This window comes from Cyanobacterium sp. (assembly GCF_054166785.1).
Genome location: NZ_JBSZCP010000005.1, coordinates 1 through 25,358 on the forward strand (window position 1 = coordinate 1; position 25,358 = coordinate 25,358).

General features: G+C 35.9%; 27 protein-coding genes. 10 read left to right on the forward strand and 17 right to left on the reverse strand.

What is annotated here, in order from left to right; all coding sequences use genetic code 11:
* The first annotated feature begins 197 nt into the window (after window positions 1–197).
* The 7 genes from ACXITR_RS00525 to ACXITR_RS00555 all read left to right on the forward strand — a co-directional run bounded on the left by ACXITR_RS00525 (window position 198) and on the right by ACXITR_RS00555 (window position 5,870).
* Complete coding sequence (locus ACXITR_RS00525) at window positions 198–854, forward strand: hypothetical protein (protein ID WP_457995277.1); 657 nt, start codon at window positions 198–200, stop codon at window positions 852–854.
* Window positions 855–1,127: 273 nt separating this feature from the next.
* Complete coding sequence (locus tag ACXITR_RS00530) at window positions 1,128–1,865, forward strand: pentapeptide repeat-containing protein (RefSeq protein ID WP_457995278.1); 738 nt, start codon at window positions 1,128–1,130, stop codon at window positions 1,863–1,865.
* 701 nt (window positions 1,866–2,566) lie between these two features.
* Window positions 2,567–3,118, forward strand: coding sequence for a LabA-like NYN domain-containing protein (locus ACXITR_RS00535; RefSeq protein WP_457995279.1), 552 nt, complete (start codon window positions 2,567–2,569; stop codon window positions 3,116–3,118).
* A gap of 12 nt (window positions 3,119–3,130) precedes the next feature.
* A complete protein-coding gene (locus ACXITR_RS00540) occupies window positions 3,131–3,493 on the forward strand; it encodes a hypothetical protein (protein ID WP_457995280.1) in 363 nt (120 codons plus the stop codon).
* An 18-nt stretch (window positions 3,494–3,511) separates the two neighbouring features.
* The gene (locus ACXITR_RS00545) at window positions 3,512–3,715 is read left to right on the forward strand and encodes a hypothetical protein (RefSeq protein ID WP_457995281.1); all 204 of its coding nucleotides are present in this window, start codon (window positions 3,512–3,514) and stop codon (window positions 3,713–3,715) included.
* Between the two features lie 151 nt (window positions 3,716–3,866).
* Window positions 3,867–4,349: an E2/UBC family protein gene (locus ACXITR_RS00550; protein ID WP_457995282.1), complete on the forward strand. Its 483-nt coding sequence runs from the start codon at window positions 3,867–3,869 to the stop codon at window positions 4,347–4,349.
* A 105-nt stretch (window positions 4,350–4,454) separates the two neighbouring features.
* Window positions 4,455–5,870 (forward strand): HesA/MoeB/ThiF family protein, encoded by a 1,416-nt coding sequence (locus tag ACXITR_RS00555; protein WP_457995283.1) that lies wholly within the window; start codon window positions 4,455–4,457, stop codon window positions 5,868–5,870.
* A gap of 34 nt (window positions 5,871–5,904) precedes the next feature.
* On the opposite strand, the gene tnpB is transcribed toward ACXITR_RS00555, so the two are convergent.
* Window positions 5,905–7,098, reverse strand: a complete 1,194-nt coding sequence (gene tnpB, locus ACXITR_RS00560; protein ID WP_457995284.1) for an IS200/IS605 family element RNA-guided endonuclease TnpB — start codon at window positions 7,096–7,098, stop codon at window positions 5,905–5,907.
* A 740-nt stretch (window positions 7,099–7,838) separates the two neighbouring features.
* On the opposite strand from tnpB, the gene cas1 reads away from it, so the two are divergent.
* Together cas1 and cas2 are read left to right on the forward strand one after the other, a co-directional pair.
* Window positions 7,839–9,899 carry a CRISPR-associated endonuclease Cas1 gene (gene cas1 / locus ACXITR_RS00565; RefSeq protein WP_457995285.1) on the forward strand — a complete coding sequence of 687 codons (2,061 nt, stop codon included), beginning with the start codon at window positions 7,839–7,841 and terminating at the stop codon, window positions 9,897–9,899.
* A 9-nt stretch (window positions 9,900–9,908) separates the two neighbouring features.
* On the forward strand, window positions 9,909–10,181 hold the full coding sequence (gene cas2 / locus ACXITR_RS00570; RefSeq protein WP_457995286.1) for a CRISPR-associated endonuclease Cas2: 273 nt from the start codon (window positions 9,909–9,911) through the stop codon (window positions 10,179–10,181).
* Window positions 10,182–10,356: 175 nt separating this feature from the next.
* On the opposite strand, the gene ACXITR_RS00575 is transcribed toward cas2, so the two are convergent.
* From ACXITR_RS00575 to ACXITR_RS00605, 7 genes are all read right to left on the reverse strand, one after another.
* Window positions 10,357–10,827, reverse strand: coding sequence for a hypothetical protein (locus ACXITR_RS00575; protein WP_457995287.1), 471 nt, complete (start codon window positions 10,825–10,827; stop codon window positions 10,357–10,359).
* Window positions 10,828–11,002: 175 nt separating this feature from the next.
* A complete protein-coding gene (locus ACXITR_RS00580) occupies window positions 11,003–11,449 on the reverse strand; it encodes a hypothetical protein (RefSeq protein ID WP_457995288.1) in 447 nt (148 codons plus the stop codon).
* Between the two features lie 85 nt (window positions 11,450–11,534).
* On the reverse strand, window positions 11,535–11,957 hold the full coding sequence (locus ACXITR_RS00585; RefSeq protein ID WP_457995289.1) for a hypothetical protein: 423 nt from the start codon (window positions 11,955–11,957) through the stop codon (window positions 11,535–11,537).
* 35 nt (window positions 11,958–11,992) lie between these two features.
* Window positions 11,993–13,330 carry a serine/threonine protein kinase gene (locus tag ACXITR_RS00590; protein WP_457995290.1) on the reverse strand — a complete coding sequence of 446 codons (1,338 nt, stop codon included), beginning with the start codon at window positions 13,328–13,330 and terminating at the stop codon, window positions 11,993–11,995.
* A 222-nt stretch (window positions 13,331–13,552) separates the two neighbouring features.
* Window positions 13,553–14,008, reverse strand: coding sequence for a hypothetical protein (locus ACXITR_RS00595; RefSeq protein WP_457995291.1), 456 nt, complete (start codon window positions 14,006–14,008; stop codon window positions 13,553–13,555).
* The gene (locus ACXITR_RS00600) at window positions 13,989–14,138 is read right to left on the reverse strand and encodes a hypothetical protein (RefSeq protein ID WP_457995292.1); all 150 of its coding nucleotides are present in this window, start codon (window positions 14,136–14,138) and stop codon (window positions 13,989–13,991) included. Before ACXITR_RS00600 ends, ACXITR_RS00595 begins: the two co-directional genes overlap by 20 nt.
* Window positions 14,139–14,151: 13 nt before the next feature.
* Window positions 14,152–14,718, reverse strand: a complete 567-nt coding sequence (locus tag ACXITR_RS00605; RefSeq protein WP_457995293.1) for a hypothetical protein — start codon at window positions 14,716–14,718, stop codon at window positions 14,152–14,154.
* Window positions 14,719–15,797: 1,079 nt separating this feature from the next.
* Here ACXITR_RS00605 and ACXITR_RS00610 point away from each other — a divergent pair.
* Window positions 15,798–16,343 carry an HD domain-containing protein gene (locus tag ACXITR_RS00610; protein ID WP_457995294.1) on the forward strand — a complete coding sequence of 182 codons (546 nt, stop codon included), beginning with the start codon at window positions 15,798–15,800 and terminating at the stop codon, window positions 16,341–16,343.
* Window positions 16,344–16,425: 82 nt separating this feature from the next.
* Here the strand turns inward: ACXITR_RS00610 and ACXITR_RS00615 are convergent, their stop codons facing one another.
* From ACXITR_RS00615 to ACXITR_RS00655, 9 genes are all read right to left on the reverse strand, one after another.
* Complete coding sequence (locus ACXITR_RS00615; RefSeq protein WP_457995295.1) at window positions 16,426–17,133, reverse strand: LabA-like NYN domain-containing protein; 708 nt, start codon at window positions 17,131–17,133, stop codon at window positions 16,426–16,428.
* 94 nt (window positions 17,134–17,227) lie between these two features.
* On the reverse strand, window positions 17,228–17,728 hold the full coding sequence (locus tag ACXITR_RS00620; RefSeq protein ID WP_457995296.1) for a hypothetical protein: 501 nt from the start codon (window positions 17,726–17,728) through the stop codon (window positions 17,228–17,230).
* Window positions 17,729–17,814: 86 nt separating this feature from the next.
* Entirely contained in the window at window positions 17,815–18,054 is a 240-nt protein-coding gene (locus tag ACXITR_RS00625; protein WP_457995297.1) for a hypothetical protein, read from the reverse strand.
* Window positions 18,055–18,287: 233 nt separating this feature from the next.
* Window positions 18,288–18,422, reverse strand: a complete 135-nt coding sequence (locus ACXITR_RS00630; protein WP_457995298.1) for a hypothetical protein — start codon at window positions 18,420–18,422, stop codon at window positions 18,288–18,290.
* Between the two features lie 272 nt (window positions 18,423–18,694).
* Window positions 18,695–21,235, reverse strand: a complete 2,541-nt coding sequence (locus ACXITR_RS00635; RefSeq protein ID WP_457995299.1) for a helicase-related protein — start codon at window positions 21,233–21,235, stop codon at window positions 18,695–18,697.
* Between the two features lie 339 nt (window positions 21,236–21,574).
* Window positions 21,575–24,214, reverse strand: coding sequence for a DEAD/DEAH box helicase (locus ACXITR_RS00640; RefSeq protein ID WP_457995300.1), 2,640 nt, complete (start codon window positions 24,212–24,214; stop codon window positions 21,575–21,577).
* Window positions 24,215–24,309: 95 nt separating this feature from the next.
* On the reverse strand, window positions 24,310–24,750 hold the full coding sequence (locus tag ACXITR_RS00645; RefSeq protein ID WP_457995301.1) for a type II toxin-antitoxin system VapC family toxin: 441 nt from the start codon (window positions 24,748–24,750) through the stop codon (window positions 24,310–24,312).
* The gene (locus ACXITR_RS00650; RefSeq protein WP_457995302.1) at window positions 24,737–25,006 is read right to left on the reverse strand and encodes a DUF2281 domain-containing protein; all 270 of its coding nucleotides are present in this window, start codon (window positions 25,004–25,006) and stop codon (window positions 24,737–24,739) included. Before ACXITR_RS00650 ends, ACXITR_RS00645 begins: the two co-directional genes overlap by 14 nt.
* Before the next feature lie 45 nt (window positions 25,007–25,051).
* The gene (locus ACXITR_RS00655; protein ID WP_457995303.1) at window positions 25,052–25,237 is read right to left on the reverse strand and encodes a DUF4926 domain-containing protein; all 186 of its coding nucleotides are present in this window, start codon (window positions 25,235–25,237) and stop codon (window positions 25,052–25,054) included.
* Window positions 25,238–25,358: the final 121 nt, after the last annotated feature.

A 25,358-nucleotide genomic window follows, 5' to 3' on the forward strand; every position in this document is an offset into this window, starting at 1 on the left:
TGGACAAGTTCTTTTTTTCTTTGGTAATAGAGGTTTAATTATTTCCCATTCTTGATCACTTAGACTGCTAGAGTAAGCCATTATTCCATTTATCAATTTGTTCCTCTCAATATTCTACTAGATACCAAATGGGTTCTATAAGAGTTTCCCCGAGACAAAGTTTAAGATAGTTTCTCCAAAATAAGGTGGTAAAAAAGATGAATCATGTTTCTTTAGATAAACCCGTAGTAGATACTAATATTGTCACCCCCCCTATCAAAGATGATGATGCTTCTGATGATATTGCTTTATTTCATCAAAGATTAGTAAGAAATTTTATTGCTTATGTCAAGTTAACTGGAGATTGTAGCTATCAAAATTTATTAAATTCCTATCAATTGCAAGAGGAGGAGGTTACAGCTGAACAACAGGAGGATTTTTTAAGTGATGTTGAGGATCGAGTTTCTATAATTTGTCTTAATATGAAGGATATTGTTAAACAGTTTGCCGAGAGTTTACCTTCGGGTAATCAGGTACAAAGTCTTAGAAACAGCCTTGAGGGTGTGGAAGAATCTACTCCTGCGCCTTATCTAATTACTACTTTAAAGGAGGAACATAAAAAACTATCTTATTGTTTAGATTCTGTGGTCAATGTTGCTAAGTCTTTTAATGATAAATCCCTTGTACAGTTTATCCGTGATTTAACTTATTTTCATCAATATATTCAATACCATGCTCAACCTACTAAGATACAACATGATTTAACTCAAATTGGTGATTTATCTTTATACCTCAGACGATTGAATGAATATTTAGATTTGATTCCTGAAACTGTTGATAATATTATAGATGCGATCGCCCGATTATCTGAATAAATAGTTAACTTGAGTTCGGGATAAAATTTTCTGGTGATAATTGACAGAAGTAATTCAAAGTAGGAAGACAAAAATGCCAAAAAACTTAATAAAAAAAGAATACAGTATTTTGATAATTTCGAGATTAAGGAGTAGTTAAAAATACTTAGATTATTAATTTACCATCATAAACCATCAAAAACTATTCCCTATTCCCCGTTCCCTGTTCCCCGCCCTAACTATAACATTTTAGAATAAATCAACCCTTAATCATAAAATAGGAGTTAAATTAACATGGTGGATATATTAAGAAAACAAGGTTTATGGTTCAAAAAAACAATTAATCAACAACAATTAGAAGAACTTTATAGGCAGGGAGAAAGAGATTTTCGTGGCTGTAAGTTTATGGGGGTTGAATTAGCTTCATACTTAGGTGACATAGACATAACCCATTCTGACTTGCGTTTTGTCAAAGATTTACGGGATGTGTTGATGAATGCTAATTTAATGAAGTTAAATCTGGAGGGTGTTAATTTAGAAAAAGCCAATTTAAGTCGTGTGGTTTTAACTAATACTAACCTCAAAAAAGCCTTATTAGTGGGTGCAGATTTGAAAGGTGCGTCACTAACTGGTGTTAAGTTACAAGGTGCTAACCTAAGTTTTGCAAGGCTTACAGAGGTGGAATTAAGCAAAAGTAAGTTACAAAGGGCAAATTTAAACCATGGTTTTTTACAGGGTGCTAATTTATACAAAGTCAATCTTTTCGGTGCAAATTTAGCCCATGCAGATTTACAACAGGCGAACCTTAGTAATGCTAATTTGACGAATACGAACTTAACTTGGGCAAATCTACAAAATTGTAATTTGAGTGATGCTAAGTTACACCGTACTAATTTGACTAATGTTGATTTATATGCGGCTTATTGGACTAATGTTAAGTTACACAAGGTTAATATTCAGGGGGCAAGGCTTTCTAATAATTTAGATTTTGAAGTGCCTAAAACCGTTGAAAATGTTAATCTTGATTCTTAATACAGTTTCCTTGGCAGTTACGACGACTGCGAATACAACCATATTCAAAGTGCGATCGCAATATTCTTAATTTTAATCTCTCCTAAACTTTGAAAGGAGGGATTTTTTTGTGTCCTTCACTCTAACTCAAAACAACATATAAAACACCCCCAAAATCTAATTGATTAAGGAGGTGTTTCCAACAAATCCCATGTAACCCCATGGGTAGGGTACAAGCATATGGTAGTGAAGAGAGAATACCCTTGTTTCCAACAAATCCCATGTAACCCCATGGGTAGGATCTTCGTTTCAGAGGCATTACGCTACAAGAGCTTTAGCCTTTGAATCTACACAATAGTAATCATAACACAAAAAATCAAAACTGCACAACAAAAATAAGAAACTGAAACCCATACAGGGCAAGGCATCGACACAATAGGACGAAATAATGAGCATTTCGGGGTTTTTCGTTATTGTGTAGATTTTGTGTTTTTTTCCATGGCAATAATAGATTTAAATAAACAGCGTAAAACAGTAATGATAAGGATTTGGGGATATTTTGAAAACCATAAAACCAGTCTTTGTTGTCAAAATGAAATGAGTGTAATCTAGTAGAACAGGAATATTTCTAAGAAAACCCCTTTTCCTACTAGCTGTTGTAATTGAGAAACAAAAAAATCAATAGATAAATTGATGAATTGATGAAAATCACTAGAAAAGTTATGATTTTTGCCGATAGCGATAATATAACCATCGCAGCTCAAAGTTTTAATCGAAAACTAGACTGGCAAAAAATAAGAGACTATCTCGCAAACCCAGAAGAGGGAAGAGAATTAGTCGAAATGGTAATCTATATCGGTTTACCCCCAGCCAGAGAACGTTTTGAAGAACAGAGAAAAAGCAAGGAAAAATTAGTTTATTGGGCCAAAAGTAACGGCTTTGTAGTCGTCACCAAGGAAGGAAAAGCAAAAGGTAACGAATTTGAAACCAATATAGACGTTGTCATGGCCATCGATGCCCTAGAATTTGCCCTCGAAGTTCGTCCTGATATAGTAGTATTACTCACAGGAGATTCCGACTTTGCCTATCTAGTAGCAAAACTGAGAAGACGAGGAATAAGGGTAGAAGTAGCGGCGATTGGTCAGACTTTGGGCAATGAGTTAAAAAACTCCGCCAATAGTTTCATCGACTTAATTCCTGTTTTTGACCAATTTAATCCTCAAAATAATAATCAAACATATCATCCTATCGGTAATACAAATATCTTTAATTAAGGGTAATAAATCATGCAAACTATTAACGGTAAATTGATTATCGAACCCTCGGAAGATTCTCAAAAATTAGAGCAAAAATTCAGCGATATTCTTGTCAAATCAGAAAATTTAGAACATACCCTTAATCAACAACATCATCACATAGAATCTCTGAAGAAAACAATTAATCAATTAGAGTCTAAAAACTTAAGCACAATTCAAAAAGACATACGGCTTTTAAAAAGTAATATTGATCGTCAATTTTTGACAGTAAACGTCACCATGATATTAGGTTTTTTAGTTATTGGAATAATCTTAATATCCCAGCAAAAAGCTAACTATCAATCAGATAATAATCTCACCACACCACCAACTAACTTCGTCGTCAACCACTAAATAAAAACATAGATAAATATGAGAGCAACTATTAATGGAAAATTAGTCGATTTACCCAATGGAGCGACTGTAGAAGAATTGAGAAAAAAATTACCAGAAATTGGTAATGATGATGTTATGGAAGAAGGTTTTAAAGGTACCAAACCCCTCAAGGAAAATGAAGCCCTCAAGGAAGGCTCAAAAGTTTGGACTGTTCCCAAAATTGTTAAAGGAATTGACTAATTTTAGATGATAAAAAGTCAGTAAAAATTACATATAGCATTTCTCATAGTTATGAGGTATGTCTATTATTTCCAAGTCCCCTTTATAAAGGGTAATGTAAGGGGAATCATTTTGTATTTTATGAGCATAAAAATTGCTACAGATCTGAATAATGACAATTAAAATCATCTCTAATAACTCTAACTTTCAACCCCCGCAAAGAATTAGCAAAGAACTAAAAATACTTGAAAAAGTAGCTAAAAATATCATCGTTGGTAGAAAACAAATTGATCATAAATCATACACCGCCGTCTTAGTCAAAGGAATGCCCTTATCATCCAAAAAATTTAAAGTTTCTAATACCGACATTCTCTTTTTATTACCTCCAGAATATCCCAAAATTCCCCCCATTGGTTGTTACTTAAACTATCCATGGAAAACCGTCGGCGAAGGTGATCATCATTTTACCCAACAAAGCTATTATGGAGCTCCTTTCCTGAGTGAAGAAGGTTGGTATTGGTATTGTGTAGGCTTAGGAGGAGGGTTTAACCAAGAGCGATGGCTTAATGCTTGGCGCCCTACCCATAACCCCGAAAAAGGGCATAATTTAGCCACACTATATATCACCGCTAAACACGCCATCAACACCGATTAACCGTAGGGTGGGCATTGCCCACCATAATTATCATACCTTCAAAAAAGGGAGATGTTTATCCTCTCATCTTTACAACTATTCGATACATTTAACTAAATTTATACTATGAAAATATCTTTACATATTCCCCCTCAAATGTGGCAAAAAATTCGTCACTCTATGCTTAAAGTAAAAACACAAGATGAAGAAGTAATCAGCTTTATTTTTTGTGAAAAACAATCTATTAATAATACTATTAGATATATTCCTAAATATTGGATAGTTCCAGACCGTGATTGTTATGAATATCAGTCTAGTAGTGGATTAGTAATAAAACAAAATTTTCATCACTATCTACTAGAAAAATATTTACAAGATCAACCATTAAATGTGGTTCATATTCATACCCATTTTGGAGATCAAGTGCCGCATTTTTCTAATGTTGATGATTGTCACGAATCGGATTATGCCCAATTTTTAGGGGAAAATTTTGCCCACCAACCAGATTTAATTTCAGGAGTATTTGATGAAAACTTAGAGAAATATCAATTTCGTCTTTGGAATCATCAAGGTACAGATTTTCAACCCATCGAGTTTTGCTGTTCTTGGTTAACTGTTGATGAAAACAACATTTCACAATCAACAGAAATACCTTTAATATTTGCTCGTCAAAAAGTATTCGGTCAAGGATTTCAACAACAACTAAGTCAACTCAAAGTTGCTCTTATTGGTTGCGGTGGTATTGGGGCTGTTTTTGCCGAAACTTTAGGGCGTTTAGGGGTAAAAAATTGGCTTTTAATTGATCATGATAATTTAGAGTTGGTAAACCTCAATAGAACTCCGGGGGCATCTATTGAAATGGTAAAAGAAGAATGGTCAAAAGTAGATTATGTTGAACATTTATTGACTAAAATTTATCCTGATGATGGCAATTTTATCACTGCAAAAACAACTATTCAAGAAATACACGATAGAGAACAAATTGCCCATTATGATTTAATTGTTGTAGCTACCGACAACCATCACTCGAGGCAAATAGCCCAAGAATTGGCTTTAAAATATCAACTTCCTTTTATGTCTTTGGGTACTCATATTGATATAGATTTTGATGGTACACCAAAAATGTACGCTCGTATAACCATTCCTCCCCTCGGCGGTGGTTGGTGTTTGATGTGTGGCAATATGATTAATTTACAGCAGTCGGCTTTAGAAACTGCACCAGAGTCTATCACTCAATTAGCTAATTCTGCGGGTTATCTTAATGATGTGGAAGCCCCTGCCGTATTGTGGTTGAATAATATATGTGCTAGTACTGCGGTTGGTATCATTCACGGAGTGATGGCCGGATTTTTGAATGTGGATGAGGGGTTAGATTGGGTTTACCATTTTCCTTCGCAACAATGGTTAAAAACCATGTCCGAACATTTGTATAATGACAATTGTTTGTTTTGTACGGTGAATGCGGATTCAGAGGTTGATTTGTGGGAAGAAAATACCGATTTTTCTTTTCCCTTCGAAGTTGGAGATTCATTTCATTATTAAGTGTTAATTTGAACTCTATTGACTACTCCCACCGTTAACCTTGCGGTATAACGGGGGATTCTTCCTTCACCGAACGATGCCGTCTAAAAGCAGTGCCTTTAGATGGTCTTACTCTTTCTCCAGAAGCTGTAGCGATATGCCCTACCGCCAATATTCGTAAACCTTCATCTCGGATATTTTGTGCCGCATTCACATCCCTGTCATGTATCGTTCCACATTTGGGACATTGCCACAGCCTCATATCCAAGGTTAAGCTATCCACTTGATGTAAGCAGTGATTACAAGTTTTAGAGCTGGGGAAGAACCTATCTACTTCTATATAGGTTTTTCCTTCCCATTCTGCCTTATATTTAAGCATTGTACAGAATTGCCCCCAACCACAATCGCTAATAGACTTAGCTAACTTATGGTTTCTTACCATGTTCTTAACTGCCAGATTCTCCACACAAATGACTTGGTTTTCGTCCACTAATTTACGACTTAGCTTGTGCAATAAATCTTCCCTACATCTAGTTATCTTTTCATGTACTTTCGCAACTGCTTTTCTTGCTTTGTTGCGGTTATTAGAGCCTTTTTGCTTCTTAACTAATTGTTTTTGTCTTTTAGCCAATTTATGCTCATATTTACGGTAATGATTAGGACTTCCATACTTACTACCATCACTGGTAATACAAAAATCTTTAATCCCTAAATCAATCCCCACTGCTTTACCTTCTGAGTTTTGCTCTGGTAAGTCTTGACCATCATCATACAAACAAGAGGCAAAATACTTCCCCGATGAAGTCATGGATACCGTAACCGATTTCAATTTACCCTCTGGTAAACGAGACACTTTACAGTAAACCTTTTTTAGCTTAGGCAAGGTTAGATAATCCCCCTCAAGTTTTATACCTTGAGGAAATCTAGCAGATTGCTTATTTCCTTTTTTCTTAAAATTAGGAAACTTAGCCCTTTTCTCAAAGAAGTTAAGAAAAGCACTACTTAAATCTAACGCTACCTGCTGTAAGGCCTGAGATGGAGCTTCTGTTAACCACTCAAACTCTTTTTTTAATTCAGGTAGTTTATTGATTATTTCGTTACGACTTAAACCCTTACCAGTTGCCTTGTAGGTTTCATTGGTTAAGTTAAGAGCAAAGTTAAAAAACCATCGACAACTACCAAAAGTCTTAGCCAGTAAAACTTTCTGCTCATCAGTAGGATAGATTCGATACTTATATGCTTTTAACATTTAACTATTCAATTTAACTCACTCTTTTATCTTAACATATATGTAAGGGAATGGTAAGGGATTGCTATCGCAATGTTTTATTTGTTGGTTCGCTTACATCTGCCCGTTAAATTTAGTGGGTATTTTTTTTTTCTGATGTATTCGTCGGTGGATCCCGTGGGTTTCCAACAAATCCCATGTAACCCCATGGGTAGGGAGCAAGTCTTCAGTTAAATTCACTCCTCTAAGATCAGCCCGTTTCCAACAAATCCCATGTAACCCCATGGGTAGGGGCAGAAGACGTCGAAATCGACAAAATCTGTGATAACCTAGTTTCCAACAAATCCCATGTAACCCCATGGGTAGGGTCTTCGTTTCAGAGGCCTTACGCTACAAGAGCTTTAGCCTTTGAATTTACACAATAGTAATAATAACACAAAAAACCCTAATTGTGCAATAAAAAAAGAACTCTGAAACCCTTACGGGGCATAGCATCGACACAATCTCACGAAATAATAGGAATTACAGCGATTTGACTTATTGTGTAGATTTTTATAAATATGGTTAAAAATGAAAGATAATTGAAGTAAAAAGAAGCTAAAAAGAATTTAAACTTCTAAAAATAGCAGTAAAGCTTTTAAATGGTCTAAAAAAGCCAAATTAGACTAATACAGATTTTAAAATTTTAAGGTTAAATTTTCAAGAAAACCCCTTTTCCTGTGATTTGTTGTAATAAAAAGACAAAATATTAAATATTATCGATGTCAGCCACAGATATTATTAACGAATTTCTGGATTTTAAAAACTTTGAAAATGCTTGGCAAAAGGTAGCAAAAAATAAGGGCTGTGCGGGAATTGATGGGCAGACAATTAGCAAATTTGCCAGTCAACAAGAAACAAATCTTCAACAACTCAGAGATGAAGTAGCTAACAACGATTATAAACCTCAACCTTATCAACAAGTTTTAATACCGAAAAACCAAGACAGTTGGCGAGAGTTAAGAATACCCACGGTTAGGGATAGAGTGGTACAACAGGCGTTATTAAATGTTCTGAGTCCTATCATTGAAAAAGATTTTAGTGATTGTAGTTTTGCTTATCGCCCCAATATTTCCTATTTGGATGCAGTAAAACAAGTGGCGCACTGGCGAGATTTGGGTTATCAGTGGGTGTTGAATGCTGATATTGTCAAGTATTTTGATAATATTGATCATCAAATTTTACTAACATTGATCAGAAATTGGATTGATATTCCAGGTATTTTATGTTTGATTAAAGCATGGCTTTCTGTGGGTTGTGTTACTAAGAAAGGGTTAGTAATCAATGAAAAGGGGGTTTCTCAAGGTGCGGTTATATCTCCTTTGTTGGCAAATGTATATTTGAATGAATTTGATAGGGTTATTTCAGCGTCTGATGTCAAGTTAATTCGCTATGCTGATGATTTTATTGTGTTATCTCTTTCTCGGGAAAGGGTGATGGCATCTTTTTCGGAGGTGGTGCAAAATCTTGATTTACTGGGTTTAAAACTTCATGCTACCAAAACACAGGTTACTAATTTTGATGTGGGATTTCGTTTTTTAGGTCATGGTTTTTTAGGAGAGGCAATTTTTCCTCTTGATTCTGTTAAGGAGAAGAAAAAAAAAATTCAGTCAGGGGAAAATGAAGATACTAATTTTTCAGATTTATCTTTATTGAGTGGTATGCCTGAATATGAAGATAATCTTCTAATTAATGAACCAAAAAATTCTCTAAAGTTTACTCAAAATCATAGTCAAAAAAGAAATATCTGGAATAGAGAAATGGCAAGTTTATATTTATTGGAACAGGGAACTTCTGTTTTTAAGGAGTATTTTCGATTTGTTATTTATTTAGATAAAACTCCATCGATGGAAATACCTATTAGGGAGATAGAGAGAATAATTGTTTTTGGTAATATACAGTTGACTACTCAAGTTATTCATGCTTGTTTGGCACATAATATTCCTATTATTTATGCTAATCAAAGGGGCTTATATCGTGGTCATTTGTGGAATGAAGATTCTGTCAATTTAAGTTTACAATTACTCCAAATTGAACGTCATAAATGCTTATCTTTTCAGTTTGATTTTGCGAGGGAAGTTGTGGCGGGAAAGTTGAAAAATTCTAAGCAGTTATTGTTACGTTTTAATAGAAAGCAAAAAAAATCTGTTGTTCAAGAGGCGATCGCAGGTATTAATTCTGATTTAAAATCATTATATTTGGTAGATAATATAGATCAATTGAGAGGATATGAAGGTATCGGAACATCTCGTTATTTTTCTGGCTTGGGGGAGTTGATTACTAATGAGAATTTTACTTTTAATTTACGTAATCGTCAACCGCCTAAGGATCCTGTTAATTCTCTTTTAAGTTTTGGTTATACTTTATTATTTAATAATGTTTTATGTTTGATAATTGCTGAAGGTTTATCTCCTTATTTCGGTAATTTACATTATGGGGAAAGAAAAAAACCTTATCTTGCGTTTGATTTGATGGAGGAGTTTCGCTCGGTAATTGTTGATAGTATCGTTTTAAAAATGATTAATAAGGGTATGTTTAATCCTGATGATTTTGAGTTTCAATCTGATAATGAAGGGGTTTATTTATCTGCTCCAAAAAGAAAAGTTTTTCTTAATCATTTTGAAAATCGTATGAATGAATTAGTTTCTGATGATAGGGTGCGATCACGGAGTGGCGCTGTGCGATCGCCCATATCTTACCGTCAAATAATTCAATTACAAATTAGATCTTATAAACATAGTTTATTAGAAAAAGAAAAGTATAAATCTTTTGAAAGAATTTGAGCATCAAAAATGATAGTAATTGTTTATGATATTCCCGATAATAAAAGACGTAATGCACTATCAAAATTTTTAGAGGGTTATGGTAATCGAGTACAATTTTCTGTATTTGAATGTTTTTTAAACCTAGCAGAAACCAGAGAACTATATAAAATAATTGAAAAAAAAGTAAAACCATCAGAAGATAACGTCAGATTTTATTGGATTTCTCGGAATGCTACCTCCAAAATTTTAACCATCGGTAGTCAACCACCCCAACCACCGCCAAAGTCTTATGTCATCTAATACCAAATCCGAATTGTAGAGTACCACCCCCGCCTTGTAATTCATTACAAGGCTAACAGTTTATCGTTCAATGAATTGAACTAAGGTATATTTTTATTTACAGATTTGGTATAAATACCTAAATAGATTGAAGGGATGATAACTGGGTAGTTACCACCACCGTCACCATTAAGAATTAGCCGTTTTGAGAGGGGTGAATGGGGCGAGGAAGAAGTTCTATAGTAGTTTTTTTGATTACTTGGGGTTTTTCGGCGAATTTAGGTTTTTGAGTTTTTGTAGATTGAGATTTTTTGGTTACTTGGGGTTTTTCGACGAGTTTAGGTTTTTTGGTTTGTTTGCGTTGGGGTTTTTTGACAAGTTTAGGTTTTTCGATTTGTTTGCATTGAGGTTTATCAGCTACTTGGGGGGGTTCAACTTCTTTAACTTCAGTTTTTTCGGTTACTTCAGGTTGTTTAGGTGCTTGGGGAATGATGGTGGCGATTTGGGGGGTAGATTGGCTTTGTTTTTTGTCGGCGGTGAGGGTAAGAACAACGGAGGAAGTTAGTAAACCAGTACCAGCGATGCTTAGGGCGTTAATTCTGTGAGCAATACCAAATCCACCAATTAATAAACCAGAAACAGCGGTAACAAGAGCTTGGTTTTTCATGATCTTTCATCCCTTTGTTTTGAACAATTACTAAGATAAACTGCTTCAAGAAGGGTCTTTTTCTTAGGTTCGATTTTGAAAGTGGTTAAGCTCTATTTAGGATTATATGGGCATTTTAATGGTTATTGAGGGCGATCAGGAATTGGCAGGCTACGTCTGATCGCCTTTTTATGAATCATTTTTGTAAAAGATGAGATGACTCTGTGGATTGAGAAAATGTGTCATACCAAAACTTTTTCCAGTTAATACCACTTTGATAAGTAAAAAAATCTATGATAGGAGGAAAAATTTCATCTTCTTCTTGATCCAAACCCTTATCAAATAGTAGAGGATTTTTCTCGATCGCCTCCTCCCAGTCAGAAATTTTGACAATGGAAGCTTGATCAACAAGATCGTAATCATAGCAGACCTCCGGATGAACGATCCACTGGTTAGTATCACCATGACTACAAATATACATCAGATAAGGTTCAGGATCCCCCGGAGTACGAAAATAACAAGCAGAAACTAAGCCATAGGTTATTCCATCAAATGATATGTATGTGTTATGGGAGTAATGTCCATGGGCATAAATCACGGTTACATACCAACAGTCATAGACTAAAAATTCATCATTATCCATTATTAATTCTCCTGATTACTACTAGGTTTAAAACAAATTTATTGATAAGGTTGGGGAATGTGGCAGAAGCTAATGGTTAGGGTAACTAGGGTTCAATCAAATACTTTTCTTCTTCCTGATATTTCTTGATTAATTGTCTTCTCCTGATGTAGGGATAAGCTAAACCACCAACCAAAGAACCACCACAGGCGACTAACAGGAATACAAGGAGTGGAGGGGAGTAGGGAAAATAATAACTAAGGCTCAAACTAGCAGCCGTAATTACTGTTAAAGCAGGAAAAATTATCGCTCTATAGTTTTCAAATTCATTATCGATAAAGGCTTTATAAGTTTCATAGGCTATCCAACCGATGGCGACAGGAATTACCGCAACTATCAATAAAGCGAGAGCTAAAATCAATAAACTTATGGCCAGTTTAACGATAAAAACAAGTATAGCGAAGACAATATATATTAAAAAAATAACTATGCCAAGCATAATTAATCCTGCAACCGCTTCTCCTTCCATAATTCTAATACCTGATAAATGTACAAAAAATTTTTTTATTGCCAAATAGACTCGATTCGATCTCCCACGTTGCTAAAAACTTCCTCCATCAAAACTAATTGAAGTGGTAAAAACAAAGAAACAGCGAATAGCATAGATAGCCAAAAATAGGGAATAGATTTATTTTCTACGGGTATGGGTGCAGTTTTGATGCTAATGGGAATAATGTCTGGGTTTTCAGAAGCATTGGAAATTAATTCTAGTTGTCTTTGGTATAGTTGTCCTGCCCGTAAATCTTTCGTATCAACCGTTACTAAACATTGTATTCTATTACCCTTAAATGCTGGCTGACTAACGTTTATCCAACTATGGACATTATGAATATTTTCCCCCGTGATTTGTTTCGGTGATAAGAGGCGATCACGAAGTGGCGCTGTGCGATCGCTCGGATGATCTACAATAGAAAATCGACCTTCTAACTCAGTATCAGGAACAGAATTACTTAACTCTACCGTAAACTGTATCTTTTCCCCCAACTTACTAGCCTCATACTCCAAAATGCTAGGGTAAAGACGAATTTCTGGTACCCGTACCACATAAAGAGGTTTAAAAGCCTCCAAAGCCAACTGAGCATTAGCATAACGAGAACTAGGATCAGGCTCCACCATTTTTTCGAGCCACTGGATAAACTTAAAACTATAACGGGAAGCCTTGTCCTTAAAATTTATACGGTTGGTGGCAAAATTAACTAAACTACCAATATCCTGAGATTTTGTTTGGGTAATCAAGCAAATAATAGTCGCCCCCAAACCATATAAATCAGAGGCTTCCGTTAACTTTTGGTTATGCACCTGCTCAGGAGGCATAAACCCCAACGTTCCCCCCTGCATAGTACTCAAAGCCATAGTAGCACTACCAATTCTCGCCAATCCAAAGTCAATGACATAAGCATTCAAATCATCATCCACAAGGATATTTTCGGGTTTCAAATCACGGTGAATAATAGACGGGATTCTTTCTTGTAGATATACCAAGATTTCTAATATTTGAGTGATGATATGTTTAATATCCTCTGGGGTAAAACTGCGTAGTTTTGATAATGGTTCAGCATTTTTATATTCCTGTACCAAACATAAACCCTCTCCCGAGTCCACTTTATCTAAATATTGAGGAATACCCCGATGCTTCAACCCTTTTAAAACATCGATTTCTCTTTCTATTTCCTTAAAACTATCCCAATTACTACTATTAGCAAAGCGGAATTGTTTAATAATTACAGGGGTTTGAGTTTCAATTTCAATGGCTTTATAAGTGACTCTCCCCCCTTGAATATTATCAGTTAACTTTTCAACTATCTGATAACCTCGTTCTTCAAAATTGGTGTAGTCAGTCATGATGAAAAAGACAAATTATTTTTTATGTTAGCAGTCATTATGCTTTCAGTATCATTTTTTTTGGGAGTCGTACCAAATTTGTGAGCAAAAGTAAACTGTAGTTCAATGAATTGAACGATAAACCGTTAGCCGTGTAATTCATTACACGGTGGGTGATGGTAAACTTTGTCAATCGGTATTACCCATCGCTTCAGGATCAACGATGGGTAAATAGATCTGACTTTAACGATCGCACCATACCACTACTCCTTGCACTGTATAACGCCCATTATCCCCCTGACTACGACAAGCCTTATCCAACCATACATCCTCAAAAATAACCGTTTCTGCACCTACCTGAGTTCTTTGTACATCACGACTGCTATTACCTCCTCCCTGAACAACACCAAGATTAAATCCAGCATTACCTCCTCTACTATTGGTAACATTAATAATGGGTCTATAATGAACACGACAGTAATGTCTTCCATTTCGATAAGCATGACGACCATCACGGGAATAAATACGCCCAGCCCATTGATTTCCCGCCGCAAAGACAGTACGACAATAACCATCTACATTGAGGTGAATTTGGTTACGACCTTGAAAAGTTCTGGTATTAGCTTTGGCAACCTCGGGAGTGATAAAGGTGGTTAATACAGTAGTTCCAATTAAGAGGCTAGAAATTAGTTTTTTCATGGTATTTATGATCATTGATTGATTTGACAATTACCAAGATAAATAACCCTAGGAAAAGGGCATTTCTTACCGCAAAACCGGTGCGATCGCACAGCACCACTTCGTGATCAAAATTAACCTGCCACTTCACTTTGTCATTGTCCTTACAACGGATAAATTTTTTCTAAAAGTTTTTTCTCATCAATAAAATTGGACTCTAGTTCATCAAAAAATAATTGTTCTTTCACCTCTAATCCTCTTAAAAATAAATCCAATATATATTTATTATAAAAATCTTCGTAAGTTTTAATTGCTTTATGCCTTTTTGTTCTTGGTATCTTACAGTTTTTTTTCCAATCTAACCAAGATTGACCATCTTTATCTTGTTTATAAAGAGAGTTTAGCCATTGATAGTTATTTTGTAAAAGTTTTAATGTTGGTAACATTTCCCGTTCAAATTCATCTTTATAAACATAATTATGCATAAATATATCATATATATAATCCAATAAAAAACCCTTATAAAAATCAATTATACGTTGATAGAAATATCTTAAATATGTTTCTTTTGCATTGGTTTCAATGACCAATTGCTTTAAATTTCTGATCATTTCGATCTTTTTTTTATCCTCTTCTAATTCCACTATCACATAATTGACAAAAACTTTATCCACAAGGGGTTTTAATAGTTCTTCTTCCTTATAAAAATAATATAGTGAGTAATTTTTCATGGAGCAAATATCTTGAGTAGTCTTAATAATTTATTGTATCTTCGTAAACGAGGCAAAGGCTAATTTTTTCCTACATTTAGGACTTGATGAAAAATAATTAATTAGGTTGCGTTGAGTAAATTACTAATTATAAATTATCCATTCTCCATTATTCTCAAACAACACACCATAGAAAACACCCCCAAAACTTGAATTGTTAAGGAGGTGTTTCCAACAAATCCCATGTAACCCCATGGGTAGGGCAGAGAATGATTCGTCTTATTACAGATCCTAATCTGGGTTTCCAACAAATCCCATGTAACCCCATGGGTAGGGAAGTCAGTGGTGTATGCTAACCGGTTCCCAAGGCGTTTCCAACAAATCCCATGTAACCCCATGGGTAGGGGCAATTTAGTCTAGATTATGCAAGAGGGAAAAAGATATGGTTTCCAACAAATCCCATGTAACCCCATGGGTAGGGTCTTCGTTTCAGAGGCATTACGCTACAAGAGCTTTAGCCTTTGAATCTACACAATAGTAATCATAACACAAAAAATCAAAACTGCACAACAAAAATAAGAAGCTGAAACCCATACAGGGCAAAGCATCGACACAATAGTACGAAAGAATAGGCATTACGGGGTTTTTGATTATTGTGTCGATTTTGGTCAGAATGTTATGATTTAGGTAGATAAAAATCAGTTTTTTAATCCGTACGTCAACAACCCACCACTAATCGGACTACCGATTTAGTAGGGGCTTGAAATACAGCCACAGTTGACCAGACTCAGGATTAATTTCCTACGTTATTAGAGTTACGACACCTTGGGATGCGTAGCTAGTTCCTCGCTCTGTCGTCAATGGTTAAACAGGTTTATAGGGTTAAGCCAGTGCTGTTGACGTAAAAAGCTCTTATAACCTTGTCGAAGCTAACATTACCCTAGAAATAGGAGTTGGTCTTGCAGGTTCCCAATCAAAGAACCTGTACACTAATACACAAAAAGGACGGATATAACTATGCAACATAAACCTTGCCCCTCCATTCCTCTCACCACCAAGCTGATTACAGCTATGGCGGGAGTCTCCAGGAGGGCGGAAAGATGAAATATTGGGATCCTGAAATTTACCTCAAAGCATGGAATTTCGCTTCCGTTGCTCATCAACGTCAATTAATGCCAGGTTGCAATATACCATATCTCAATCACATCGGTAGTGTGGTAATGGAGGGAATGAGGGCGATTTGTGAGGGGGATGATATTGATAATCCTGATTTACTTATTCAATGTTGTTTGTTGCATGATGTCATGGAAGATGCAGGGGTAAGTTATGAAAAATTGACCCAAAAGTTTGGTGTATCTGTGGCTGACGGGGTTTTGGCTTTAACCAAGAATAAAAAATTGCCCTCAAAACAAGCACAGATGGAAGATAGTCTTTCAAGGATTATTCAACAACCCATGGAAATTTGGATGGTAAAAATGTGCGATCGCACCTCAAATTTGCAATCACCTCCTAACCATTGGGATAAAGAGAAAATTAGTAATTATCGGCAAGAGGCAATATTAATTTTGGATAAATTAGGCAAGGCAAATAAATACTTAGCCCAAAGGTTAAAAAATAAAATTACTGATTATCAACAATATCTATAAAACCTTATAATCCTCTATCCTCCATTAACGATTAGGGCAAAAAGTGTCTCCCTTGTAGAAGACACCCTCGCCAAAAAAAATATTAAACTAATTGAGGTTGTGCGCTAGATTGACGAGTTTTAGTATGACGTTGAATATCGGGTTTCATTTCGGCTAGGTCAATGAATTTATCAGCAACACCTTTTAATTGTTTACTAAGACATTCAGAAGTGGAAATAACGGTGACGTGACAACCTTTGGCTTTGACTTTTTCTAGGGAATAAGTAAAATCACCATCGCCAGAAACTAGGATAATATGATCGTTGTCGTTAGCATCAATGGCAATATCTGTGGCTATTTGAACATCATCACCTTTGTTTTTATGATTGCCTTCAGGGAGTTGTTTTTTGAGGGATTGAACTACATTATAACCATTACTTTCAAGGTATTTAATAAAGCCATTTTGTTTACGATTAGGATTTTCAAGAACGGCATAATAGTAGTTAAAAATTACATTGTCTTCACCATTAGCAATATGATTAGCAAAGGCGTTAAAGTCAATGTCAAATTTTAAGAGATTAATAGAACCTAAAGTATTGGCGCCATCAATATAAACACGGGTAACAGGTTGAGGATTAACGATAGGTGTGGGGGAAGATTGGACATTTTCAGGATCTTTTTTACCAGTGATTGCGATAGCATTAGAGATTAGTAAACCACCACCGACAAAGTTAGCAACATCTCCTCTAGCAACTCCTAAACCAGCAACTAATAAACCAGAAATTGCACCGATGAAAGTTTGAGTTTTCATAATCTTTACCCTGTTACTTAACACTTTATAAGTTATCGGGTTGATGGTAAGGGGGGTTTCTTATGGTTATTTAATTCTCTTTTTCAATACCCCTTTAAACATAAAATTCTTTCCATACTGCATTGATTAATTGACCGTTGAGGTTGAAAATTTCATCGGTTAAACGTATTATTTCGATATTGGGTACTGCTTTATCTCGATCGCTACTTACCCTTTTAATGGCTTCTTGGTAGTCTCCTAATATGGCGGTATAAACTGCGATCGCCATTCCTGCAGAACGACTAACTCCCTGATGACAATGAATTAAAAAAGTTAAAGGATTATCAGCGTTTTCATAATGGGTAGAAGCGAAATCAATCACAAGAAATACCATGTCTTTGGTGACGATTTCTTGTCCTAGTTCATAATTTTCTGCCCAAACATCATCAAATTCTAATCTCAATACTCGGTGGCGATTTTCTTCTTCTTTTTCTACAATCGATGGGGGAGCAAAAACTGTGTAACCCGGATTCATGATGGAAACAACCACATCTGCTTCATCAATATGATCGTCAACTTCGGCAACACCACAAACGATAATATCTAAATCTAACATCAAATTTTTTCTTTAATGATCTGGAATTAATTTTGGTGCTTAGGATTCAGCATAGAGAGTTCACCCTATGCCAAACCTTCTACAGCTTAATTAAAACAATTAGGATAATCGGCGGTTTCAGTACGGGTAAGTTTGAGGCGAGTATCTTTCATTATTTCATATTTTTTGATTTCATCCTCTAAATTGGTAATTAAATCTAATAATTTTGAAAGTTGTTCACCTTTTTCTTGCATTAAAACTCGATTATGTTTATCGTTGGACTCTAAGGATGTTAATTCGCTGTAAACATATTCTTGGTATTTTTTGAGTTCTGCAATAAATTCCATAAATAAGGAGTCCTCTAATTAAAGTTGTGCCGACAAAAATAGATTATTACTCAGGGTAGGAAAGGGGGTTTTCTTGACTATCTATCTTAAATAATTTTCGTGGTTCTTAATAGTAATGGTAGATCATTAATTCCTCGATTATTCATTAAAATTGAATTAAGGGCGATCGTCAAGTGGGGCAAGGAAACAAATCCCTGTGTGCGATCGGCCCTAAAAAAGTTTATTTTATTAAATTACACATGAACAACAATACAACCTTTTAAATCTCCTTGATAAACAGTGCGGCCATCTACATATACTTTGCCATTACCACGATCATGATCAAAATGGACTTTTCCTCGAGAATCAGTTCGTTGTTCTCGTCCCATTCCTCTCAATATACTATCAAAACTGATGTTAACTCGTTTACCAGTGACTGGCTTACCCGTACTTTCTGATATAACTTGTATTGTAATCATAAATTTTTATTCTCCATTTTGTTAGTTTTTATCACATTAATCAACTTTTACAGCATTTTAATTACACATATTCTTTCTCCCTTATCTCGTTTTGAACAATTACTAAGATAAATTAGCCAAAGAAAGGGGGTTTTCTTAGGAGCGATCCTGAAGTGATAGTGTCCGAAATCGTTTTAGCCCCATTAAGTTAAATCCAACAAATACTTTAAAGAACTAACTTGTTGCATTAAATCTTTTTTGTAATCAAAAACAAAGGGTTTATAGCCCGTGAAAAACTCTAAATCTTGACGCTTAATACGATCGCACTCTACCTGAGTAGGATTATCATGGACTGAACCATCACAAAAAATTGCTAATTTCGCTTTAGTGTAAGTAAAATCAGGCTTACATTGGGCTTCAGCAAAATAGGCTTGTGCCTTGTCAGGTAAAGGTAAACCCCTATGGGCGATCGCCCTTAGAACTACCCGTTCATAATCAGAATTAGGATCAGTATGTGCCATTAAATCATCAAAATGACCACTGGACTGAGATTGAATACAATTTAACTCACTTTTAGTTAATTCGGTTAGGAAATCTTTAATCAGATGACGATTTAACAAAGGATGATCAAACTGATTTTGATAGGATAACAGACACTCATAACAAGCAACAGAACAACTAGGCTTATCATGGACAAAATGGCAAACATCCAAAGCACAATTAGCTAAATGACGAAAAGCATGGGGATCATTGAATAATTGAGCCAAAACCCCTGCACCACCCTCCGATGCCTCCCAAAATAGAAGATAACGACCTTCTCCTAGACGTTCAGAACCTAACTCATCCATTTCTAACTTATAATAAGCCTGTATTGCTCGTTCCAAGGCATATTGAAAAGTTGTTAAAAATTCATTTACTTGATTACTAGGCAACTTGAGAGGTTCAACCACTAAAATATTACAAGTATCCGACACCATCAAATTGACCCCTGATTGAAGCTGTTGGCTAGGAGTAGAATTATTACCATTGGTATCACCCCATTCCCCCGTCTGAGTATCCAAAGTAAAACCTTTAACTTGAGAACGGCGTAACCCTCTGTTAATGCGCCTAATTTCCGCCGTTTCCCCATAGGTTAGCCTTAATAGTTCCGTTCCATCTCCTAAACTAACCACACCCTCTTTTTTCTTCCCATCGGCATAACGAAAATGAGTAGTGAGATTATAACCGTATTTTAATCGCTCTTCTTCATCACAAGTAATGCGTTCCCGTCTTCGGGTAATCATGGTGTCCATTTTTAAACCATAATCTAAACGATCGGTTACAGCAGAGCCACAATTTTGACAGGTATTATGATTAAAGGTTGTACCTTCATGGAAATAACCGCATTTTTCACAGCAACTTACCGAATTGTAGTTTATCCCTTTGAGAGAGACTCTGGTTTTGGTAATTTGAAACTTACTGCTTTCATAATAAACAACATTACGGGGTGCTAACTCCCGAATAGCTACATTACGAGGACGAGAGAGGAATTCACCCTTATGCCCAGCAGGAATAAAACAACGTAAAGGAAGACGAGGGAAATTAAAACCGGGTAAAAATCCTTCACTGGCAAAATAACGATAAGGATAAAACTCAAATTCACTCTGAGAGCGTCCTTTACTGCTTTGCCCAACCAATAAATCCAACTGACGGGAAGCATCTTTTTCTAACTGATCTGCTTTTTCCCTATCCGATTCCGTTAGACTACCAGTACGACTTTTATCCTTAATCTCACGGGCTTCCTGTAATTGAACTTCCGCCTCATGATAGAGTTTACGCCAACGATCGCACCCACGGTCAAAACTATAAAGGGCATTTTCAAGAACTTGTTTAACCCAATCCTCACTATACCAACTGGTACGGTTCAAATCCTCTTGACAAAAGGCATCATGAAGAATCCTTTGAGCGTCTTTAATACAAACCTGTAACCCATGTTCAGAAAGAATGAATTGATCTCTCAAACTATCCAAAATAGGATAATCAGGCTTAGTTAAATCCAATATCTCATTCATGGAGTTCCCAAAACTGGTTTTAGTGTGAAATAACCATAACGAGTAAAGATGAGATTTAATCAAATCTGGGTTGCCCAACTCTAACTTTGGCGGTGCAACTACCCCTGACACCATCTGCGATTGACGATGATAAAAATACTGATCATGTCCACTTCCCGATGCCGCATAAGTAATCACTAATGCTTCTTGTCCCCCTCTTCCCGCCCGTCCACTACGTTGTGCATAATTCGCAGGATTGGGGGGAACATTTCGGAGGTGAACAACACTTAAATCTCTAATATCAATACCTAACTCCATGGTAGGAGAACAAAATAAAGCGGATAATTCCCCTTGTCTAAATTTATCCTCTCGCATTTGACGGTTTTGATTTGTTACTTGTCCAGTGTGTTCCCGCCCTTCCATTGCCTGTATGGTTTGGGCTTGGACTTCATAAAAATTTTGAAAAAACCTATTTACCTGTTGACTATCTTGATTACTGCCCTGCAACCTTTTGATGGTAGTGGGGTCAATAGGAATAGAAGCTACTTTTTGAGCTTTCCAGACCATAGAATCAACTCTGAGTTGAATATTATCCTTTTCACCCTTTAAATAACCCCCATCCTTCAAAATATTAATAAAGGTTTCAATTAACTTCTCATATTCATCTTCACTCAGAGGATTTATCAACCAATTCCATACCGCAGAAGAACGCAAATAACCTGCTACTTTACTACGGGGAGTTAATTTAACTGAACCCCCAGTGTTTACAATGGTGGCAGAGGTCGCAAATGGAGTATATTCATTTGTATCAATCTTCCAATTTTCTTTTAGGGCTTGATTTACCTCTCGTTTTAACTCTCTTATTTCTTGTTCTTGTAGTATTTCAGCGTCAAGGGCTAATTTTTTTCGTAGTTGATCTAAAAGGACGATCGCACCTTGAAATCGTTGTTCTGGAGTAGCTTTTAAGAGAATAGGGTGAGGATGTTTTTCCCATGCTGATTGATTGTTACAATGTTCTTTTAAGCCGTCATATTCAATGGTTAATAAGCCAGATTATTCCAAATTGGGCTGAACGATACGCCATCCTCGTTTTAAGTCTTCATAGAGGCGATATTCGATTAAATGCTCAAAGGCTTCCTCATTACGTCTTTTGCCACTACCTGAGTCGGAAGGAGTTTCCGCATAGTCAGCCTGAGACAATCCCATGTATTTAACCACTGTAGAAGCTAATTTTTTATGGGTTAATATGGTTTCCTTTTGTAAGGCTTTATTTAAACTTGCCCTCAGAAAAGAGGTTTGGACAAAATCATTAAAATGCCCTGCTTGTAGAGAAGCATCTTGACGATTATCAGTAAAACTGAGAATTTTTTCTGCACTCTCATCCACTAAAGGATTTAGTTTTAAACGATTGACAGTGGATAAACAAAGTAAGGTGGTGGCGGTACTACGTCCTTCACTGCTTAGACGGGCAAGTTTAATATATTCACTAGGTTTCTTGGTATAAACCACCCCACAATTAAGACAGGTTAAAAAAGGTTTAGGGATAAACCAACAGCGTACTGGTTGAATAGGATTATCTTTGCTCACTGCCCCAGTTAAAATATGACCATCGGAGTAAATATAAAGTTCTCTGGGTACAAACTCTGCAAAATCTTTTTTAATCTTTCTACCACTCTTAAGATTACGATACCAACCATCAGGTAAACGATCCTCATTCTGTATATCCCATAAATCTGGTTCATCTAAGGTTATATATCCTTCTTGGGTATCTTCATCATCATCTTCAAGGGTGGTAGGTAGAAGGGGGGTTACTTGATTTCGTTCCCTATCGTACCTAACCCCATAGTAATCATGACCACATTCACGACAGAAAACAAGAGGAAATAAAAGGCGATCGCCTGTAGTCTTATACTGTCCCTCTAGGGTTAATTCTCTCTGCCCATGGGGTTCAAGGGTTGCATAGACACTTCCCCCCTGAGAGATAAATTGATGAAGTCGAAAAGGTAAACCTTTAGGCAGTTTATTACTCTCATTGTCACTGTTTAACTTGCTACTCCATAAAAACATCCCCTTCAAGACATTTGAGCAGGTTTCGAGGTTAATATCGGTTAACTTAGCTAGTTCAGTTGCCCCTTCCCCCAGAGAAATAGGGGATTTTCGTTGTAAATGACCATCTTCCTCTTCTAACCCAAAAGTCATTTCCATAAAAGCACTGAGAGGATGATTTTTAAATGCTTCCTCTGTTTGTTGTTCAACAAGCGGTAAACCTTCCTTTATACAATCTTGTAATTCCGTTGGGGTAGGAAAAGGACGGGTAATAGCCCTTTCTAAGGTTTCATCAATCACCTGTTGCGGTTGAATTTCCACCCCAAAAAGTTTACTGGCAACTGTTGCCACGGTTTTTTGACGATTTTCCCTCGTTCCCTCCGTGGACATGGTGGCAGATGTACCAATACAGAGAATATTCTGTTGCTTATGTTTGGTGAGATTACGCTGTTTTAGTTTGCGGATAACCAAAGCCACATCCGCCCCCTGACGACCTCTATAGGTATGTAATTCATCCAATACAAGATATTTGAGGTGAGGGGAGACAATTAACGGTAACTCATGAACACGGGTTAACATTAACTCCAACATCACATAATTAGTTAGCAGGATATGGGGCGGATTCTGCTGAATATCAGTTTTTTCGCTTAAACTTTCTTGCCCCGTATATTTTTTGACTTTTATAGGGCAATTAGGAACATTATCGAGGAATTTCTTAAATTCTTCAGCTTGGGAGTTAATTAGGGCATTCATCGGATAAACTAAAATCGCCCTTACCCCCTTAATCTCTGGATTTTGTAGTAAATCATTAATAATTGGCACAACATAGCTTAAACTTTTCCCTGAGCCTGTTCCTGTGGTTACTACATAGGGTAATCCCTGCTGTGCTAATTTAAAGGCTTTTTCTTGATGTTCATAAAAGTTATACTGAGGAAAATAGCGATCGCACTCAGGATGCAAAACATTTCGCTCAATCAACTGTCTAACCGTTGCCGTGCGTTTATAGGCTGGATTAAGCTGAATGAGAGGCTCAGTCCATAAATAACCCTTATCTAAAGCAGTTTTTACAAACCCTTTTACCTTCTCATCCTTGATATTCAAAAACCCTTCAATATATCCCCGATAATCCTTAATTACCTCATCTCTGAGGCTAAATATATCAGTGGGTATTGGTTGCACAGAATCCTGACTGGAAGGGAATGAGAGCATCTTGCTCTCTAAAATACCACTAACGCTCTCTGAAATTCTTACGCTATCCTCTGAACTATTACTAACGCTTTCTGAAATTCCTACACCATACTCTGAACCATTATTACCCCTCTCTGACGTACCAACATTGCTCTCTGAAACTCCACTAGAATCAATATTATAAGCACCTGAAGACTCTTTAACTGATTTAATTCTTTTTCCTTGTCGTAGGTTAATATAATCCTTTATTTGTTCCCTAAAATTATTATTAACAGTATCTTCTTTGAATATCTGTTCTAGTTCAAAATCAACGGGAATCGCTGAAAATAAGACTTCTATTTCCTCAGAGGTTAAGTTACTCACTCCCGTAGCATCTAGCTTTAATAATCCTGTGGCGATAAGGGTAGATACAGGTGCGATCGCACTTTGACCATTAGCAAGAATTTGAGAGAGCAACATAGGCGAAACCAAGAAAATACGTCTTATGATCTAAATTATGCCCTCTGATGGGGAAAATTATTATTAATAAATATGAAAAATAAACTCTAAATTGATTATTGAATGAGTAGATTATTAAAAGGATAAGTTTGCTTCCAGCGATAGGTGTTAAAGTCTCGTTGATCTACTGAAAAAATACGTCCGTGTCCTAAATGTTCAGCTAAGACAACAAGGGAAGCATCTGCTAAATCCATCGGCAGATTTTGATATTGTTTCATAAGTAGTTTAATTCTTTCTAAATGAATTTCTTGAAGATTAAATAACTGAAACTTTTCTTGATGCTTTTGAAAAACATCCATTAACTTGATTTGCTTTTCAACTCCTTGATATGCACTTGAAGAACGTTTTAAGAATAGATAACAACTTTCCGTTAAAACAGACCAAGTAGTAATTAGTGTTTCCGAAGAATATTTATCTAAAGTTTGTATTGCTTTTTGGTGATATTGATCTTTATCATTAAATAAAGCTACCCAAAATCCAGTATCAACGATTATCATATTTAGAGTCTAATCCTTCTAAAATAACAGATTTATAATTAGTAGAAAGGTCTGATTCTGCACTAATACAGCCGATTAATCCTGATTCTTTAAGAATATCTAGGGTACTAGCTTTATTCTCAATGGGGGGGACAATTTCCTGTTTTTCCCCTACAGAATAGCGTTGTTTTAATGACTCAATAAAGTCCGTGACTAACATTTGTGCTTCTTCTGGTAGTTCACTTATGTCATGTTGTATTTGCTCAAGATTAACCATGATGCTTACTTCCTATTGGTAATTTCAATATTCGCTAGTTTTATTTTAAACGGTGGCAAATTCTTTATTCTTCTCTAATGGATGATGATGTAATATCATTAATTGATCCGAATTTAAAGTTTCAATAGCATAAGCACGTCCTGTGGTATCGCTAAATTCAACCTCAAAAATATGGGGTTCATATTCTTCGACAATTGTTCCAACTTGTCCTCTATAGAACCCATTTGGTATCTAGTAGAATATTGAGAGGAACAAATTGATAAATGGAATAATGGCTTACTCTAGCAGTCTAAGTGATCAAGAATGGGAAATAATTAAACCTCTATTACCAAAGAAAAAAAGAACTTGTCCA

What these genes read in the sequence shown, in the direction of transcription:
- ACXITR_RS00525 (WP_457995277.1), top strand. Translation starts at nt 198, where the DNA reads ATGAATCATGTTTCTTTAGATAAACCCGTAGTAGATACTAATATTGTC.
- ACXITR_RS00530 (WP_457995278.1), top strand. Translation starts at nt 1,128, where the DNA reads ATGGTGGATATATTAAGAAAACAAGGTTTATGGTTCAAAAAAACAATT.
- ACXITR_RS00535 (WP_457995279.1), top strand. Translation starts at nt 2,567, where the DNA reads ATGATTTTTGCCGATAGCGATAATATAACCATCGCAGCTCAAAGTTTT.
- ACXITR_RS00540 (WP_457995280.1), top strand. Translation starts at nt 3,131, where the DNA reads ATGCAAACTATTAACGGTAAATTGATTATCGAACCCTCGGAAGATTCT.
- ACXITR_RS00545 (WP_457995281.1), top strand. Translation starts at nt 3,512, where the DNA reads ATGAGAGCAACTATTAATGGAAAATTAGTCGATTTACCCAATGGAGCG.
- ACXITR_RS00550 (WP_457995282.1), top strand. Translation starts at nt 3,867, where the DNA reads ATGACAATTAAAATCATCTCTAATAACTCTAACTTTCAACCCCCGCAA.
- ACXITR_RS00555 (WP_457995283.1), top strand. Translation starts at nt 4,455, where the DNA reads ATGAAAATATCTTTACATATTCCCCCTCAAATGTGGCAAAAAATTCGT.
- tnpB (WP_457995284.1), bottom strand. Translation starts at nt 7,098, where the DNA reads ATGTTAAAAGCATATAAGTATCGAATCTATCCTACTGATGAGCAGAAA.
- cas1 (WP_457995285.1), top strand. Translation starts at nt 7,839, where the DNA reads ATGTCAGCCACAGATATTATTAACGAATTTCTGGATTTTAAAAACTTT.
- cas2 (WP_457995286.1), top strand. Translation starts at nt 9,909, where the DNA reads ATGATAGTAATTGTTTATGATATTCCCGATAATAAAAGACGTAATGCA.
- ACXITR_RS00575 (WP_457995287.1), bottom strand. Translation starts at nt 10,827, where the DNA reads ATGAAAAACCAAGCTCTTGTTACCGCTGTTTCTGGTTTATTAATTGGT.
- ACXITR_RS00580 (WP_457995288.1), bottom strand. Translation starts at nt 11,449, where the DNA reads ATGGATAATGATGAATTTTTAGTCTATGACTGTTGGTATGTAACCGTG.
- ACXITR_RS00585 (WP_457995289.1), bottom strand. Translation starts at nt 11,957, where the DNA reads ATGGAAGGAGAAGCGGTTGCAGGATTAATTATGCTTGGCATAGTTATT.
- ACXITR_RS00590 (WP_457995290.1), bottom strand. Translation starts at nt 13,330, where the DNA reads ATGACTGACTACACCAATTTTGAAGAACGAGGTTATCAGATAGTTGAA.
- ACXITR_RS00595 (WP_457995291.1), bottom strand. Translation starts at nt 14,008, where the DNA reads ATGAAAAAACTAATTTCTAGCCTCTTAATTGGAACTACTGTATTAACC.
- ACXITR_RS00605 (WP_457995293.1), bottom strand. Translation starts at nt 14,718, where the DNA reads ATGAAAAATTACTCACTATATTATTTTTATAAGGAAGAAGAACTATTA.
- ACXITR_RS00610 (WP_457995294.1), top strand. Translation starts at nt 15,798, where the DNA reads ATGAAATATTGGGATCCTGAAATTTACCTCAAAGCATGGAATTTCGCT.
- ACXITR_RS00615 (WP_457995295.1), bottom strand. Translation starts at nt 17,133, where the DNA reads ATGAAAACTCAAACTTTCATCGGTGCAATTTCTGGTTTATTAGTTGCT.
- ACXITR_RS00620 (WP_457995296.1), bottom strand. Translation starts at nt 17,728, where the DNA reads ATGTTAGATTTAGATATTATCGTTTGTGGTGTTGCCGAAGTTGACGAT.
- ACXITR_RS00625 (WP_457995297.1), bottom strand. Translation starts at nt 18,054, where the DNA reads ATGGAATTTATTGCAGAACTCAAAAAATACCAAGAATATGTTTACAGC.
- ACXITR_RS00630 (WP_457995298.1), bottom strand. Translation starts at nt 18,422, where the DNA reads ATGGGACGAGAACAACGAACTGATTCTCGAGGAAAAGTCCATTTTGAT.
- ACXITR_RS00640 (WP_457995300.1), bottom strand. Translation starts at nt 24,214, where the DNA reads ATGTTGCTCTCTCAAATTCTTGCTAATGGTCAAAGTGCGATCGCACCT.
- ACXITR_RS00645 (WP_457995301.1), bottom strand. Translation starts at nt 24,750, where the DNA reads ATGATAATCGTTGATACTGGATTTTGGGTAGCTTTATTTAATGATAAA.
- ACXITR_RS00650 (WP_457995302.1), bottom strand. Translation starts at nt 25,006, where the DNA reads ATGGTTAATCTTGAGCAAATACAACATGACATAAGTGAACTACCAGAA.